General features: G+C 69.7%; 12 protein-coding genes. 5 read left to right on the plus strand and 7 right to left on the minus strand.

Annotated elements, in window-relative coordinates:
- Positions 1-538 precede the first annotated feature (538 nt).
- On the minus strand, positions 539-1,426 hold the full coding sequence (locus ACWCXX_RS26245) for a LysR family transcriptional regulator (protein WP_451131295.1): 888 nt from the start codon (positions 1,424-1,426) through the stop codon (positions 539-541).
- A 168-nt stretch (positions 1,427-1,594) separates the two neighbouring features.
- Here ACWCXX_RS26245 and ACWCXX_RS26250 point away from each other — a divergent pair, with 168 nt between their 5' ends.
- Positions 1,595-2,422 (plus strand): EamA family transporter, encoded by an 828-nt coding sequence (locus tag ACWCXX_RS26250; protein ID WP_451131401.1) that lies wholly within the window; start codon positions 1,595-1,597, stop codon positions 2,420-2,422.
- 166 nt (positions 2,423-2,588) lie between these two features.
- Here ACWCXX_RS26250 and ACWCXX_RS26255 read toward each other — a convergent pair whose 3' ends face one another.
- Positions 2,589-3,548, minus strand: coding sequence for a LysR family transcriptional regulator (locus ACWCXX_RS26255; protein ID WP_451131297.1), 960 nt, complete (start codon positions 3,546-3,548; stop codon positions 2,589-2,591).
- A 321-nt stretch (positions 3,549-3,869) separates the two neighbouring features.
- Between ACWCXX_RS26255 and ACWCXX_RS26260 the strand changes: the two genes are divergently transcribed.
- A complete protein-coding gene (locus tag ACWCXX_RS26260; RefSeq protein WP_451131299.1) occupies positions 3,870-5,069 on the plus strand; it encodes a cysteine desulfurase-like protein in 1,200 nt (399 codons plus the stop codon).
- A gap of 64 nt (positions 5,070-5,133) precedes the next feature.
- On the opposite strand, the gene ACWCXX_RS26265 is transcribed toward ACWCXX_RS26260, so the two are convergent.
- The 3 genes from ACWCXX_RS26265 to ACWCXX_RS26275 form a co-directional block, all read right to left on the minus strand.
- A complete protein-coding gene (locus ACWCXX_RS26265; protein ID WP_451131301.1) occupies positions 5,134-5,811 on the minus strand; it encodes a hypothetical protein in 678 nt (225 codons plus the stop codon).
- Positions 5,812-5,856: 45 nt separating this feature from the next.
- Positions 5,857-6,579 (minus strand): hypothetical protein, encoded by a 723-nt coding sequence (locus ACWCXX_RS26270; RefSeq protein WP_451131303.1) that lies wholly within the window; start codon positions 6,577-6,579, stop codon positions 5,857-5,859.
- An 834-nt stretch (positions 6,580-7,413) separates the two neighbouring features.
- A complete protein-coding gene (locus ACWCXX_RS26275) occupies positions 7,414-8,478 on the minus strand; it encodes a 2,3-butanediol dehydrogenase (protein ID WP_451131305.1) in 1,065 nt (354 codons plus the stop codon).
- Between the two features lie 578 nt (positions 8,479-9,056).
- On the opposite strand from ACWCXX_RS26275, the gene ACWCXX_RS26280 reads away from it, so the two are divergent.
- Positions 9,057-10,163, plus strand: a complete 1,107-nt coding sequence (locus ACWCXX_RS26280) for a hypothetical protein (RefSeq protein ID WP_451131307.1) — start codon at positions 9,057-9,059, stop codon at positions 10,161-10,163.
- 22 nt (positions 10,164-10,185) lie between these two features.
- Here the strand turns inward: ACWCXX_RS26280 and ACWCXX_RS26285 are convergent, their stop codons facing one another.
- On the minus strand, positions 10,186-11,055 hold the full coding sequence (locus tag ACWCXX_RS26285; RefSeq protein ID WP_451131309.1) for an alkaline phosphatase family protein: 870 nt from the start codon (positions 11,053-11,055) through the stop codon (positions 10,186-10,188).
- Between the two features lie 58 nt (positions 11,056-11,113).
- Entirely contained in the window at positions 11,114-13,240 is a 2,127-nt protein-coding gene (locus ACWCXX_RS26290; RefSeq protein WP_451131311.1) for an alpha-galactosidase, read from the minus strand.
- 181 nt (positions 13,241-13,421) lie between these two features.
- Here ACWCXX_RS26290 and ACWCXX_RS26295 point away from each other — a divergent pair, with 181 nt between their 5' ends.
- Together ACWCXX_RS26295 and ACWCXX_RS26300 are read left to right on the plus strand one after the other, a co-directional pair.
- Positions 13,422-14,615 carry an ROK family protein gene (locus ACWCXX_RS26295; protein WP_451131313.1) on the plus strand — a complete coding sequence of 398 codons (1,194 nt, stop codon included), beginning with the start codon at positions 13,422-13,424 and terminating at the stop codon, positions 14,613-14,615.
- Between the two features lie 142 nt (positions 14,616-14,757).
- Positions 14,758-16,041: an ABC transporter substrate-binding protein gene (locus ACWCXX_RS26300; protein WP_451131315.1), complete on the plus strand. Its 1,284-nt coding sequence runs from the start codon at positions 14,758-14,760 to the stop codon at positions 16,039-16,041.
- Positions 16,042-16,046: the final 5 nt, after the last annotated feature.

Below are 16,046 nucleotides of genomic sequence, written 5' to 3' on the forward strand. Positions count from 1 at the left end.
TCGTCGCAACTGGTTTCCGGCGAACCGGTCCGTCGGCCCCGTAGCCGCTGCCCTCGCCGGGCACATGTGCACCGCCGTCGACGAAGGCCGGCGACGGCAGTGCGGACGGTGCCGCGGCCGACGCCGTGGCCGCGCGAGCGGTGGGCGCCGCCGGGGACACGTGCGCGAGGACAGTGCCGAGGCTGAACACGTCGCTCTGCGGGCCGACTTCGAGCCCCGCACCTGCTCGGGCGACATGAAGCCGGGCGAGCCGATGACGACGCCGGTGCCGGTACGGAATCCGTGGCCGGAAACGGCGTGCAGGGCGCGGGCGATGCCGAAGCCGATGACGGCTCCCGATACGCCGTCGCGGGCCTGAGGGAGTCCACCGTGCCCGCAGCGATCCAGCCGACAGCGAAACGTCCTAGGGGGCAGGTACATGCCCGGATTCCCGTGGAAGCGCTTCTCGGGAAGCTGGAGCCTTGAGAGGTTCCCTGCAGGCGGAGAGCTGGGCAACCGGACATGTTCAAAGGTCCCGCAGAGCTCTCACAACCGGCCATCAGGCAGGCCGGTCCTCGCGGTAGAGGTCGATGGCGAGGGCGACAGCGGCGTGGGTGGCGGGGTGGGGGTCCTGCCGACGCCAGATGACATGGACGGGGGCGGGGTCGGTGTCGCGCAGGGGGCGGTAGGTGATGCCGTCGCGCCGGTACTGGGCGGCGGTGGCCCGGGGAGTGATACCGACGCAGCGGCCGGTGGCGATGGCGGCGAGCCAGTCGTCGATGTCCTGGGTGTATTCAACGGCGGGTCGTTCGTCCTCGGGCCACAGGCTGAGGGTGGTGGTGCCGGTACGGCGGTCGATGGCGAGGGTGCGGCCAGGGATCTCGCCCATACGGATGGTGCGGCGGCGGGCCCAGGGGTCGTCGGAGGCGAGGGCCACGTAGCGGTGCTCGTGGCCGACGAGGGCGTGTGACCAGGGGGTGAGGTCGAGCGGGGCGCGGATGACGGCGAGGTCGCAAAGCCCCTCGGCGAGCCCGCCGGTGGGGGAGTTGTGGCGGATGAGCCTGAGTTCGGTCTTGGGGTGGTCGTGGTGCCAGCGGCGCTGGAACTCGGTGGTGTGACCGCCGAAGGCGGACCAGGCGTGGCCGATGTGCAGACGGCTGTGGCCCGTGGAGGCTTCGGCAACGAGTTCCTCGGCGCCGGACAGCACCAGGCGGGCGCGGGCAAGGGCCTGCACGCCCGCGGTGGTCGGAGCAATGGTGCGGCTGGTGCGATGCAGCAGCCGCACCCCGAGGATCTTCTCGAGGGCGAGCAGGTTGCGGGAGACAGCGGCCTGGGAGATGCCCAGCTCGATGGCCGCGTCCGTGAAACTGCCGGTGTCGATGATGGCGACCAGGCACCGCAGGTGCCTCAGCTCCAGCGCAGCCGCCTTCTTCAGGGTCTCATCCATGCGTCCAGCGTATGGATGGGCAGGTGGATGCATTTTGCGTATGCCGCTGGTGTGCTGATCGTGAAGGACGTGAAGCTCGATTCCTCTCCTGCCGCGTCGTCCCGGGCCACCGCAGCCGATGGAACCGCCCCTTACCCGCAGGCCGGGCGCGGGGCCGGGGTGGCACTGATGCTGGGCAGCGGCCTGTCCAACCAGACCGGGGCCTCGATCGCGGCGCTGGCGTTCCCGGTGCTCGGGCCGGTCGGGGTGGTGGCGGTGCGCCAGTGGGTGGCGGCCGCGGTACTCGGGGCCGTCGGCCGGCCGCGGCTGCGGCACTTCACCGCGGCGCAGTGGCGTCCCGTGCTGGGCCTGGCGTCGGTGTTCGCGGGGATGAACCTCTCCCTGTACTCGGCGATCGAACGGATCGGACTCGGGCTGGCCGTCACGCTGGAGTTCCTCGGCCCGCTGACCGTGGCCCTGGCCTGTTCCCGGCGCCGTACCGACCTGGTCGCCGCGGTGGCTGCTGCCGGCGCGGTGGTGGCCCTGACCCGCCCCACGCCCTCCACCGACTACCCGGGCATCGGCTTGGCCCTGCTGGCCGCGACATGCTGGGCCTGCTACATCCTGCTCAACCGGACCGTCGGTGCCCGCCTGCCCGGCCTGGAAGGCCCGGCCGCCGCAGCAACCGTCTCCGGCGTCCTCTATCTGCCCGTCGGCGCGTGGATGCTGTGGCACCGCCCGCCCACGGCAGCGGCGCTGGGGTGCGCACTGGCGGCCGGGGTGCTCTCCTCCGCGGTGCCGTTCCTGGCCGACCTGCTGGCGCTGCGACGCATTCCGGCACACCTCTTCGGTGTGTTCATGAGCGTGAACCCCGTCTTCGCGGCCCTCGCCGGCCTCACCGTCCTCGGCCAGCACCTCGATGCCCTCGCCTGGCTCGCCATCGCCGTGATCGTTGGCGCGAACGCCGCCGTGGTCTCCACCGCAAACCGTCCCACCCGCCACCGGAGTACGACGTGAAGGTCCTCATCGTCCATGCCCATCCCGGCCGGCGACTCCTGCCCACCGCCGAATCCCGCAACGGCTTCCAGCGGAACCCCTCTCCGGTCGGACCCACGAACAAGCGGACCGCGGACCCATCCACCTCACGCACCGCCGCCCTGCCCGGGAACGGTGCCCCGCACCTTCAGCCGGCCGGGCGCGGAACCACCGGTTGCGGGCGCTGTGGCGGGATGCTCTCCAGAGCTTCGACCAGCAGTGCGACCAACTCGTTGATGACCGGGAGGCGGGTGCCAGGTCTGCTCACGGCAAGCACCTCGCGGTGGAGCGGCGTGGCTCCGGACGGCAGAGCAACCCGTTGGACTCCGGGCCGGCCGTTCTCTTCGCTGATGAGAGTGACCGGGATCAGCCCCACGGCCAATCCGGCTCTGATCATGGCGAGCATGCTGTGCAGGTCTTCGGTCTCCAGCGTCACATCCGGAGAGATCCCCAGCTCTCCGGCCCAACGATGCAACAACCGCCGATCAGGACTGTGCGCCTGGCCCGAGGTCCATCCCAGCTCAAGGCATTCCGCCAGTTTCAACGGGTGACGGCCCGGCCGGGAGCCCGCGACGAGGACCAGCGGCTCATGTCCCAGGGAGGTGACGGCCCACTCGGGGGAGGCGGCCGGTGGGTCCTCGGGCAGGTACCGGTAGGCGATGAGCAGGTCGAGGTCTCCCGATTTGACCTTGGGCAACCCCTCGTGCGTCTCCACGATGACAAGGCGGATGCGGACACCGCAGTCACGGGGCCCGAGAGCGGACAGAACCTCGGGGAGCAAGTGGCTCACCGCGCTGGGGTAGGCACCGACACGCAACTCGGCGATCTCATGGTTCGAGATGCCGTTGGCGGTGTCCTGGAACCGGGCGGTCGCCTCGAAGAGCGTTTCCGCCGCCTGTGCGAGGGAGCGGCCGGCAGCGGTCAGGATCAGTCGGCTCCCCGGGCGGCGGACGAGCAGCTCGACGCCCATGTCGCGCTCCAGCGCGGCGATGTGCTGGGACACCGCGGAGGGTACGTAGCCGAGGGCTGTTGCCGCTTCTGCCATGGAGCCGCGGTTCACCACGGCCATGAACGTGGAGAGGAGCTTCAGGTCGGGCTGAGGCTTCATGGGCCGTGAACTTTCTCTTCTCGATCCATCGCTTTACGTGTCTTGCCGTCAGGTGCCAGAGTCTAAGGGCTGTCCCGTAATCCCCGGTGGATCAGCGCGCGGCGTCAGATGCGGTGCATCGCAAGGCGGAGGGGCGTCCGCATACCGGATGTATTCGGACGTTCCGACAACGCAGCGAGGTGCTGTGGCTGTCGTCGCGCGCCCGCCGGGGATTACGGGACAGCCCTTAGGAAACCTGCCAGATGCACGCAGCACATCTGCGCTGTCGCCGCCCTCCCCGGCCGTCCGTACGACCGCGCACTTCTCCCGAAAGCTGAGGCCATGGCCATCGACCCGACCGTTCTCCGGGCCCACTTCCCGTCCCTCGACAGCGGCCTCGCCTTCTTCGACGGCCCTGGCGGGACCCAGACCCCCCGCCCCGTCGCCGACGCCATCGCCGCGACACTGACCGGCCCCCTCTCCAACCGGGGGGTGGTCAGCCCGTCCGAGCTCAACGCGGAGCGCGCCGTGACGGACTTCCGCACCGCCTACGCCGATCTGCTCGGCATACCCGCGAGCGGCATCGTCCACGGGCGCAGTGCCACCCAGCTCACCTACGACTTCTCCCGTCATCTGGCCAAGAACTGGAAGGCCGGCGACGAGATCGTTCTCAGCCGTCTGGACCACGACTGCAACGTCCGCCCCTGGGTGCATGCGGCCGAGCGCGTCGGGGCGACGGTCCGCTGGATCGAGATCGACAGCAGGACGGCGGAGCTCGACCTCGATTCCTTCGAGCGGGCGCTGTCGCCCCGGACGCGGCTGGTCGCGGTCACGGCAGCCTCGAACGTGCTGGGTACCAAGCCGCCCGTCCGCCAGATCGCCGACCGGGCGCACGAGGTCGGCGCCTTGGTGTACGTGGACGGAGTCCACTACGCCGCGCACGGCCTGGTGGACGTGTCCGCCCTCGGCGCCGACCTGTTCGTCTGCTCGCCGTACAAGTTCCTCGGACCGCACTGCGGTGTGCTCGCCGGAGCACCCGAACTCCTCGAAACCCTCCACCCGGACAAGCTTCTGCCGTCCCCCGAAACCGTGCCGGAGCGATTCGAGTTCGGCACCCTGCCCTATGAGATCCTGGCGGGCGCCACCGCAGCCGTGGACTTCCTCGCCGCCCTCGCCCCGGGCACGGGAGCCACGCGCCGGGAGCGCCTCGCGCATTCGCTGGCTTCCCTCCACGAGCACGAGCGGGCGCTGCGCACAAGGCTCGAGGACGGGCTGCGAGCCCTGGGCGACGCTGTCACCGTGCACTCGAAGGCGGCCGACCGCACCCCGACCCTCCTGATGACGCTCGAAGGCCGCGACGCCCGCGAGGCCCAGGTGCATCTGGCCGCACGCGATGTCCTGGCCCCTGCCGGTTCGTTCTACGCGTACGAACCCTTCGCCGCCCTGAAGCTGGAGGATCCTGCCCTCCGGGTCGGCCTGGCGCCGTACAACACCACTGACGAGGTGGACAGGCTCCTCGACGGCCTTTCCTCCTTCCTCTGAAGCGCGTCCAGCCTCCCGCCCTGCCCCGTTCACATTGGCACCGGCTCTTCTCGCTCGACCACGATCAGCGGTGCCGCCCGTGGCGAGGAGGCCGGATCCGGGCCGTACCAGGCGCGGCTGGTACGGCCCCGGGGGCAGGCCACCTGCCGACAACCCACCCCGTGGCAGCCCCACGACACCACCCGACAAAGCCCTGCTGATGAATGTCGAAGCTTTGCAGCGTGGCACCTGCGTAGGAGCCGGAGCCGTCCTTCGCCTTCACGAGGACGTAGCGGAGCTTCCCGTCCTTCAGCGCCTGCTCCAGCTCGTGCGCGATCCGGCCGTCCTGCGGGGACTTCGCCGCGCGCTCCTTCATCAGCTCGATGATCGTCTCCACGTACTCCCTGGTGCCCTGCTGGACCAGTGCGCCCTGGTGGCGGCCCTTCCCCTGTCGCCGGCCGAGGTCGCTCGACGGCACTTTTGCCTCGACGACGAGGAGGCCGTCGTCGGCGAGTCGGTACAACTGGTCGAACCTGTCCGCTCCATTGGAGGTGCTGGGCAGATTGACCCACTCGGCACCCGGGAACTTTTCCGGAACGACGTGGTACCTGGCCGCGCTCTCGCCGAGCCGCTCGGGTATGGAACTGTTGTTGGGCTTACCGCCGAGTTCCTTTCGGTATGCCTTCCGCGCATCGTCGAGTTTTTGCTGATCGGCAACGGTGGCACTCTTCTTGAACTTCTGTTCCGCGGTGGTGAGATCCACGGACGCTTGTCGAAGCCGGGTGGGACCACCTTGTCCCCGGCGAGTTCACCGACCGCTTGCCCGAAGCCGTCCACGACAGTGCGTGTGTTCCCGGCCAAAGTCTTTTCCTGGATGGTCTGCCGGCGGGTGAGGTCCTGGATATCGGCTTTGTGCCCGTCCGACGAACCCTCGGGTTTGTAGGTGGTGCCCCAGACGACCTCGCGCAAGGTCGGTCACATGGTGGAGCGTCCGTAGGTCGGAGGTGCTGAGCTGGTCGGTCTTCGCCGTCAGTTCGCCGAAGCCGCTCCCGGAAGAGACCTTCAGGTTGTCGGTGTTCACGGCCAGTTCGTAGAACTGCTCGAAGGCACCTTGCCGAATCAGGTTGGCCACCGTCTGTGTGACGTTTCTGATTCGGTCGTTGCGGAGCAGGGGGCTGGTCCGCGGACCGATGTCCGGTGTCATCGCGTCCAGCAGCTGGAGGACGGCCTTGCCGTTGGCGGGGCCGCTGTTGGTACTCCCGGTGCTCACCGACTCGTTGAGCCGGAAGCCGCGGCCCGCCAGCCGCTTGACGAGCGCCACGTCGTCGCCCATGACGTGTGGTGTGCAGAAGACCACGGACCAAGTCACCGGTACCGTCTGGCCTGGTGACGCCACGTTCCTCGCTGTCGCCGTCAGCGCGCGGCGCCCGCCGGGAGGCACCGAAGCGGGACTGTTCAGCGCCGTCTGACCCGCGACGTTCACCATCACTGTGCCGCTGGCCGGACTCGTGCCCTGGTTGGTCACGGTCACGGAGGCATCGCAGGTCGGGGTGGTGCATACCGACGGGGTGGGGGTGAGCTCCACCGCTACGTCCGGCTGTGCCACGACGCTTTCGCTCAGCGGCTCGGCCTCCTCCTGCGTCCTGCCGAGCCGGCGTACGGCCGCTGTGGTGTTCCGGACCTCCGCGTTGTCGGGCTCGCTGACGGCGGAGGACAGGCCCGGGGGCGCACGAACGAGCAATGCGCCCCCGGCGGGCGCACAACCGTCGGCGGCCGACGGGGCCGCTCATCACGCTTCCTCGCGTGGCTGATCCTCATGAGGTACTCATCGCCGGGTGACCGCTCGAACGGCGAGGACCGGACGCCGGAGTCCGGGGCTGACCGCCCTGCTCGTTCGCGATCGGCGACTCGCCCCGGACGGTCTTCTTCACCACGCCTTGCAGTGCGCGCAGCAGCTCCCGCCCGGGGCGGAGGGCTTCGACCTCGACGGGGTGAAGACGGCCACCGCTGATCATCGGTGCGGGAGGACCGAAGAGCAGCGGTGGCTGCAGGTCACAGCGTGGACCCTGCCTGCCGGCAGGCGGCGTTCGAAGCCCTGGCAGGCCGGAGCACCCGAGGCGGGCGCACTCCCCCCGATGCCGACGGTCGAGTCCGGTCGGACGCGGAACTCGCCGACCGTGCCCACCAGCAGGCCCTTGACTCAGGTCGCTGTGATCCGCCCCGTGCCCGTTGGAAGCAGTGGCCCGGCTGACTGTCCTGCTGTGCAGGTTCCCCTGGTCGGTCTTCCCCGCACCGTCTGCGAGAAAGGATCGCGCTGCACGCCTGTTCCGTCACGCTCACCACTGTGGCCGGGCCTGCCGACACGTCAGGAGCGGGGGTTCACCAAGATCTTGACGGCCGTCTCGTTGTGGTGGATCAGGGTCTCGAAGCCTTCGGTCACGAGGTCGTCCAGGCCGATGGTCCTGGTGATGAACGGCGCCAGGTCGATGCGCCCTTCCTGTACGAGCTCAATGGTTTGCGGGTGGGAGTTGACGTAGGCGATCGTGCCGCGCAGGTCGACCTCTTTGAGAACGAGTTTCTGCATGTCGAGCGATGCCGGCTTGCCCCAGATCGAGATGACGGTGACGACGCCGCCGGGCCTGATGGCGTCCAGCAGCGTGTCGAGGACTGCGTTGACGGACGTGGCCTCGAATGCGACGTCCGCGCCCTTGCCGTCAGTGAGACGTCGGACCTCCTCGGCGACGTCGGTGACGGCGGGGTCGATGACATGGTCGGCGACCCCGGTGTCCAGTGCCTTCTGCCGACGCAGCGAGCTGAGCTCGGTGACCGCAACCTCGACGCCCATCGCTTTGAGCACCGCGCAGGTGAGCAGCCCGATGGGGCCGGCGCCACCGACGAGGGCGAAGTCACCCGCCTTCGCGCCCGAGCGCTGGAAGGCGTGGTATCCCACCGACAGGGGCTCGATGAGTGCCGCCTGGTCCAGCGGGACGTCCCCGACCGGGTGGACCCACCTGCGCTCGACGACGATCTTCTCCGCGAGCCCGCCGCCGCGACCGCCCAGCCCGATGAAGTTCATGTCGGGCGAGAGGTGATAGGTCGGGTTGTTCTCGCTCGTATCGACGTCGGGGCGCAGGATGTAGGGCTCGACGACGACGCGGTCGCCCGGCTTCAGACCTTCGACGCCCTCGCCCACCTCGTACACAACGCCGGACATCTCGTGCCCGAGCGTCACTGGCGCGGACTCGCCCGAGACCGGGTGCGGGTGACCGGCCGACGGAACGAAGATCGGTCCGTCGAGGTACTCGTGCAGGTCGGTGCCGCAGATCCCGCAGTACGCGACGTCGATGCCCACCGTGCCCGGCCGCACAGTGGGTTCCGGGACATCCTCGATACGGATGTCACCGCGGTCGTAGTAGCGTGCAGCCTTCACTTTGAGCTGGCTCCTTCGGCTGGGTTCTGCTCACACCTCGTGTCGGGGCTTGCTGCGGAATGAAATTCGCACCTCGCACGACACATTCATATCAATAGATGATAGTACGTTCCAATACGGACAGGTGCTCGCCTCAACCTCCTGGCCCAAGGGAGCCGCCTGTGCCTGCCGCGCCTTCGTGGTCCCCGTCAGGGGCGGAGCCGCCGCCTCTCGGTACTGGTGCGGGCATCGTCTGCATTCCTCCCGTGAGCCCCACCTGACCCGCTGTCACCCTTCCCCGTGTCTCGGGGGAACCTCAAACCCGTGGCAAAGCCGGGCGGGCCGACAGAAACGGCCTGTCCATCCACCGCCGCCGACCGAGATCGGCTCACAGAACGATCCAGAGATCATCTTCGGGCATGTCGGTGGATCAGTACCCAGGAACCGACAGATCGGGTGAACCGTCACATGGTCTGTCCGGCACCGGACATGTCCGGTCCCAGCCACCGCGCAAGCCTTCCACTGACCTGCTCGGCGTCGTTTGAATGCCGATCACGCCCAGGCACACCGAGCCTGGCGACATTGAGGAGTCAGTACGGATGAAGCGCCCCATCCTGGCGACCCTGGCTGTCGCGTCGCTTGCAACCATGTCACTCACCGGCGCGACGGCAGCCAACGCGATCTCCCCCGCCTCGTGGGACTGGTACCGGAACGGCTTCCTGGGCATGTCGCCCGACCTTCTGGTCCAGTACTGGGCCCTGATGAAGAAGCCCACCAACCCCCATGACACCGCGCTTGGACCCGACGGAGCGAACACCAACGAGCTCGCCCGCACGTTCACGAACCTCCAGCGGTTCTGGGACGTCGACACCAGCGACGTCGGGCTCGTCTCGCTCGACGGCAAGATCCTCGGCCCAGACGCCTCGGCCGATCGTCAGTACGTGTACGACGGCCTCGGCAAGGTCAGCGCGCTCGGCGCGCTCTTCCTCCAGTGGGGCGTCGAGAGCGGTCTCGGCTCGGGCAAGCTCAACGGATTCCCGGGCGGCGTCGACACCCGATCAGCGCCGTCGCCGCCCGGTGGGGGTTCCTGCGCCCGCCGGAATTCAGCCGGGCGTTCCGTGCGAGATACGGGGTGGCGCCCAGAGAGTTCAGGCAGAGGGCACTGGGCAGTGTGCCCGATACGGAACGGGCCGCGCCGAGCGACAAATAACGGTGCGCGTATCGCCAACTCGCGGCTGCCACCGCACGTCACGATGTCGGGACGGGGAGAACCGGGCTCCGCCACCTGGCGGAGCCCGGCTCGTCCTCACTTGTCGCAGTTGCCGATCACCCATGGCAGAAGGGGAGTGTGCTGCCGGGCGGCACACGGTCGGAATGCCATGGCGTGCAAGAGCGTTGGAGGCACCCTCATGAGCATCAAGCGAACGTGGGCCAGGGGGACGATCGTCGCACTGGCCGGGCTTTCCATCGCGTTCGCAGGAGCCGTCGCCTCGGCTCCTGCGGCCGTGGCCGCGTCCAGCACAACAGCCACCGCACCTGGCACATACGACGTGGGCGTGTACCTCTACCCGCAATGCGTCGCCTACGGCAACTACTACAAGGCATACTTCGCGTCGCAGGGCCAAAGGACCTACATCCAGTGTCTCTGGGTGGCGGGTGACCCTCCTCTCATACAGTTCCTTCTGCGCGTGACCGTCCTTCCCTGAACCCTGCGCTCGTAGCGGTGGTTCAGGTGGCGGCGACGACGGCCGTGAACGGCCTGCCCTCCAGGGTCCAGTGGGAGTCGGGGACGATCCCGAGCGCGGCGTAGACCTGGGCGGCGACGTCGGTGTGGCGGAGGCCTGACGGAGTCGTGCCCGCGGGCAGGCCGGGCCCGGATGCGGCGATCCAGGCCGTGCGCTCCTGCGGGCTGCGCCCTCCGTGCCCCCCTTCGTCACGGTGGCCGTGGTCCGTCACCACGATGATCGTCCACTGCTCCGCCGCGCGACCGGGCCGGCGGCGCACGGCTTCGAGGACGCGGCCGAGCCGCCGGTCCGCGGCCTCGATCGAACGCCGGTACTCCTGGCCGCAGCCGAGGAAGTGGGCGGTCTCGTCGACGGCGCCCAGGTAGACGAAACCGGCGTGGAGCTCTTCGTCCAGACCGAGAAGGTGTTCCGCCTCGGCGGTCACCCGGTCGTCCACCTCCTCCCATGCCTCGGGGGTGTCCGCGTACGGGGCGACATAGCCGAGCCGGGTGGGGGAGACGAAGAGCGGGCCGCCCTGCCGCGCGAGGAAGAGCGGCTCCCATCCGCCGACCGCGAAGGTCCGCAGTCCGCAGTCGGCGGCGAGGCGGGTCGTGAAGTCGGGGAAGGCGTCCAGACGGTTGCCGTCGAGGCGGTTGGCCCACACCCCGTGCTTGGCGACGCCGACTCCGGTGACGATGCTGGTCCAGCAGGGGCCGGACATCGTCGGCGTCGCGGAGTCCACCTCGACGGGGGCCAGGAAGCCCGTGCGGGCTATCCCGTCGAGGTGGGGGGTGTCGAGTTCGGGCAGCAGGTCGAGGCGTACGCCGTCGATGCCGACCACCAGTACGCGAGCGGAGTTCTGGGCGTTTTCCATGGGTTCGGTCCAGAGGTTTCGTGGGCGGGAGGGGCGACGGGGGTGTGGGGCGTGACGTTCAGGGGCCGACGCGGCTGAGCCGGATCAGGCTGCTGGCGTGGTCACCGACGGGAAGTCGCGGGTCGATGCCCCGGTGGACCAGGAAGGCGCCGTCGTACACGCGGTTCAGGTCCGGGTCCAGGTATCGCGCCCCGGGGTCGAGGGCGGGCAGCTTCACCGGGGCGGGCGCGTGCCCGAAGCGGGTCGTGGGGCGCCATACGAGGAGCGCGTGCTCGCTGCCGTCCGGCGCCGCGTAGTGGACCGCGGACACGGGGCCGTCGAAGGCGACACGATGCTGGTGACCGCGTTGCACCAGCGGGCGGATCTTCTTGTACTCGGCGACGAGCGCGGCGGCCTCCTCCAGCTCAGCATCGGACCAGGACGTCAGGTCCCCGCCGAGACCCAGCGCGCCGGCCATGGCGACGTGGAAGCGGAAGCGCAGCGGAGTGTGGCGGCCGGTGGTGGTGTTGGGGCTGTCGGTGACCCATGCGGCCATGGCCTGGGCGGGGAAGAGCTGGCTGAACCCGTGATGGATGCCGATCCGGTCGATCGGATCGGTGTTGTCCGAGGTCCACGCCTGGTCGGTGCGGGCGAGAACACCGAGGTCGACGCGTCCGCCGCCGCCCGCGCACGCCTCGATGCGCAGTCCGGGGTGGGAGGCGCGCAGCCGGTCCATGATCCGGTGGACGGCCCGGGTGTGGTCGATCCACAGGCGGTCGGGGTCGGGGTGACCGTCCCAACCGGCTTCGGTGAAGGCCCGGTTGGCGTCCCACTTGAGCCAGTCGACATTGTGATCGCGCACCAGGCGGTCGAGGGTCTTCTGGGCCCACGCCTCGACCTCGGGCCGGGCGAAGTTCAGCACCAGTTGGTTGCGGAGCTCCGTCGCGTCGAGCCGGGCGGAGTGCACGACCCAGTCGGGGTGGGCGCGGTACAACTCGCTGTCGCGGTTGACCATTTCCGGTTCCACCCACAGGCCGAACTCCATGCCGAGGCGGTGCACCTCGTCGGCGAGCGGACGCAGCCCGCGGGGGAAAGCCTCGGGGCGGGGCGTCCAGTCGCCGAGCGCGGACCGGTCGTCGCGACGGGTGCCGAACCAGCCGTCGTCCAGTACGAAGAGTTCGGCCCCCAGCCGCGCGGCCAGGTGCGCCAGCCGCATCTGACCGGCCTCATGGACCTCGAAGCCGGTGGCCTCCCACGAGTTGTAGAGCACCGGCCGGTCCCGGTCGGGCTCCGGCAGCACGTACCGGCGCACATAGTGGTGCCAGGCACGACTCGCCGCGCCGAAGCCGTGCCGGGTGTACAGGCCGGCGTAGACCGGCGTACGAAGGCTCTCGCCCGGACGCAGGGTCCAGGTCAACCCCTCGTGGCCGAAGCCCCCGGTCCAGACGGTGCGGCCGACCGGGTCGCGATGGACCGTGACACGCCAGCTCCCGCTCCAGGCGAGTGCGGTGCTCCACACCTCGCCCCGCTCCTCGGCCGCGGTGCCGTCGTCGAGGGCCAGCCACGGGGAGGCGTGATGACTCGTCAGCCCCCGGCGGCTCGTCAGCACGGTCTCGGCGACGGGAAGCCGGTCGCGCCGGAGCTGGAACTCGCTGTTCCAGCCGCCGACCAGATGGCTGAGCCGGTAGTCGGCGAGCGGCGGAGCGGTCCAGGACGCCGAGTCGAGCCGGTCGACGGTGACCGGACCGGCCGGGTCGTCCACGGCCCCGGTGTGGGTCAGCTCCGTCCAGCGTTCGACGACATCGGTGTCGGACCGTACGCGGTAGCACAGCTCCGCCCGCAGCGGACGGTGCCGGTCCTCCAGGCGCAGCCGCAGTTCACCGCCGTCGATGCGATGACCTGCGAAACGCCACTGTGTTCCCCGGGTGCCGTCGGCGGAACGGACCTGGAGGCCGGCGGGTCCGAAACGCGCCCCGGTCTGCGGCGCGAGCTCGTCGGCGGCGGCGTCCGCCTCGAAGCTGCTCGCGGCCGGGGACACCGGTTCCGGCGCCGCGGCCGGGTCGGCGACGTCGAGCGGGGCGCCCCAATGGACGTGCCGGGGGCTGCCGTCGGCGCCGATGCGGAGCGCGTACACGCTGTTCGGCGTACGCAGGACCGCGAGGCCCGGATCGGGATCGAAGGTGACGAGCGGGAACGTGGCGAGCACGGATGCATCCCCTGACGTGCGGAGAGAAACGGGGTCGTGTGCGGAGCGAGACGGAAGGAGCGCGGCAGACGTCGCGATCCGGCGCCCCGGGAACAGGCATGGAGGCGGCCCCGAGCGTAGGGCGAGCTCAACTCCCAAATCAATACTGGAAGAAGTTATTTATTTCCTCTACGTTGCACCCGTGCTTCGACATCACTCCCGGCCCTCGGCCGGTCGGCCCTTGGTCAGTGCGCCCGCCGAGACCGCGGTCCTCGCACTGCTCCTCGCGGAAGGACCGCTCAGCAGAGTGGAGCTGGCCCGGCGGACCGGACTCTCCTCGACAGCCGTCACCAAGGCCGCCAGGCCCCTCATCGACGACGGCTACCTGTACGAACTGCCGCCGGAACGCACTGCACCCGGTGCCGGCCGGCCGGTCAACCCGCTCGCCGTCGCCCCCGACCGGGAGTACTTCGTCGGGCTGAAGATCAGCACCGACCAGCTCTTCGGCGCCGTCTGCGACCTGCAGGCCGGCATCCGTGCAACGGCCGGACGACCGCTCGGCGCATGCACCCCGGAAGCCGTCGCCACCCTGGTCGCCGAACTGGTCGACGAACTGTTCGACGCCGAACCCGGATTCCGCGAGCGCACACGCCACCTCGGCGTCGCTGTGAACGGGGACGTGGACCGCGACACCGGCAGAGTCCGCCACTCCGGCCTGCTCGGCTGGCGGGACATCCCGCTCGCCGAACTGCTCACCGCCGCCACCGGCCTGACGGCCACCGTGGAGAACGACGTCCGGGCCCTCACCGTCGCCGAGCACTGGTTCGGCGAAGGCATCGGCACCGGCCACTTCGCCCTGATCACCATCGGCGCAGGCATCGGCTCCGCGCTCGTCGTCAACGGGCAGTTGCTCCGCGGCGCCCACGGCGTCGCGGGCGAGGTCGGACATCTCTGCGTCGATCCCACCGGACCGCGCTGCCGCTGCGGCGCGCGCGGCTGTGTCGAAGCGATCGCGTCGACCGAGGCGATCCTCGCGGCGGTCCGCAGCGCCACCGGCGACCCGCGTCCGAGCTTCGAGGAGATCGTCACGATGGCCCGGGAGGGGCACCCCGTCGCCCGCGAGACCTTCGCCCGAGCCGGACACGCCATCGGAGTCGGCATCGCCGCCCTGGTCAACCTCGTCGGTCCGGAGCGAGTCGTCGTCAGCGGCGAAGGAGTGGACGTGTACGACCTGCTCGGCAGCCACATCCAGGACGCCTACGCCGCACACGCCTTCGGAGCGGCAGCCCGCTGCCCCCTCCTGCTGCGCCCGCTGCCCTGGGAGGAATGGGCCCGCGGCGGCGCCGCAGTGGCGATCCAGGCCCTCTTCCCGCAACCCACGACCGGCACCGGCTGACCCTCCGGCCACACCGCCGTACCCGCGCACAGCCACCGTGTACGACTCCCCGGCCGCCGCCCTCCTCTGCCGGCAAGCACTGACGAAGGCGCCGACCAGGGAGCACATCCGCTCCACATGCCCTCATCTAAGGAAATGTGACATGAACGCACGCAGAGTCGAGTTTAGCCGACGGGGCTTCCTCACCGGATCCTTGCTCGTGGCCGCCGGAGCCGTCCTGACGACGGCCTGCAGCACCGACCCGACCGGCGGCTCCGCCTCCGGCGCGAAGACCACCCTCAACATCTGGTACCACGCCTACGGCGAGGCCGGCACCCAGCAGGCCGTGCTCCGCTACGCCAAGGCGTTCACCAGGGCAAACCCGGATATAGCCGTCAAGGTGACCTGGGTCCCCGGCGACTACTCGGGCAAGCTCCACGCGACCCTGCTGACCGACGCGGCCCCCGACGTCTTCGAGATCGGTGACTTCAGCGAGAGCCTTGCCCACCACGGCCAGATCGCCGCACTGGACGACGTGTACGGCAGCGCCAGGAGCGGCTTCAACCCCAACGCCGTCGAGTCGGTCACCGTCGGCGGCAAGCCCTACGGCATCAAGATGGTCGACGACGTCATGATGCTCTACTACCGCAAGAGCGCCCTGTCGAAGGCCGGAATCACCCCGCCCACGACCTTCGACGAACTGGCCGACGCGGCAAAGGCCCTGTCCACCAAGAAGAACAAGGGCCTGTTCCTCGGCAACGACGGCGTCGGCGACTCCGGGATCCTCTCCGTCTGGTCCAACGGCGGCGACCTCGTGACCCCGGACGGCAAGGCGGCGTTCGCCTCGGACCGGGCACTCGAATCGCTGAAGGGCCTGAAGCGCCTGCACGACGACAAGTCGCTGCTGCTCGGCTTCACCACCGACTGGTGGGACCCCGCCGCCTTCAACCAGGGCGTCGTGCCGATGCAGTGGGGCGGCCTGTGGTCGATGCCCGCCGTCTCGTCCGCGCTCGGCGACGACTTCGGTGTGCTGCCCTGGCCCGCGCACAGGGCCGGTGGCACTCCGGCCGTCCGGGTCGGTGGCTGGACCAGCTGCGTCAACGCCAAGGGCAAGAACGTGGCGGCAGCCAAGAAGTTCGTCCAGTGGCTGTGGATCCAGCAGTCCGACCTCCAGAAGGACTTCGCCGAGAGCTACGGACTCCACGTCCCTCCACGTACCTCCGTCGCGGCGACCGCGAAGAAGCTGTCCACCGGAGCCGCCAAGGAGACCGTGGAACTGGCCGCGAAGTACGGGAAGCACTACCCGGGAACCTGGGACTCCGCGGTCAGCAGCACCTTCAACGCGGCCGTGGCGAAGATCGTCGGCGGGCAGGGCGACCCGGCCGCCCTCCTGGCCGACGCGGCGAAGAAGGCACAGCGCGAGATCGACAAGCAGCTCGGCCGGTGAAACCG

This window comes from Streptomyces sp. NPDC001732 (genome assembly GCF_053596315.1).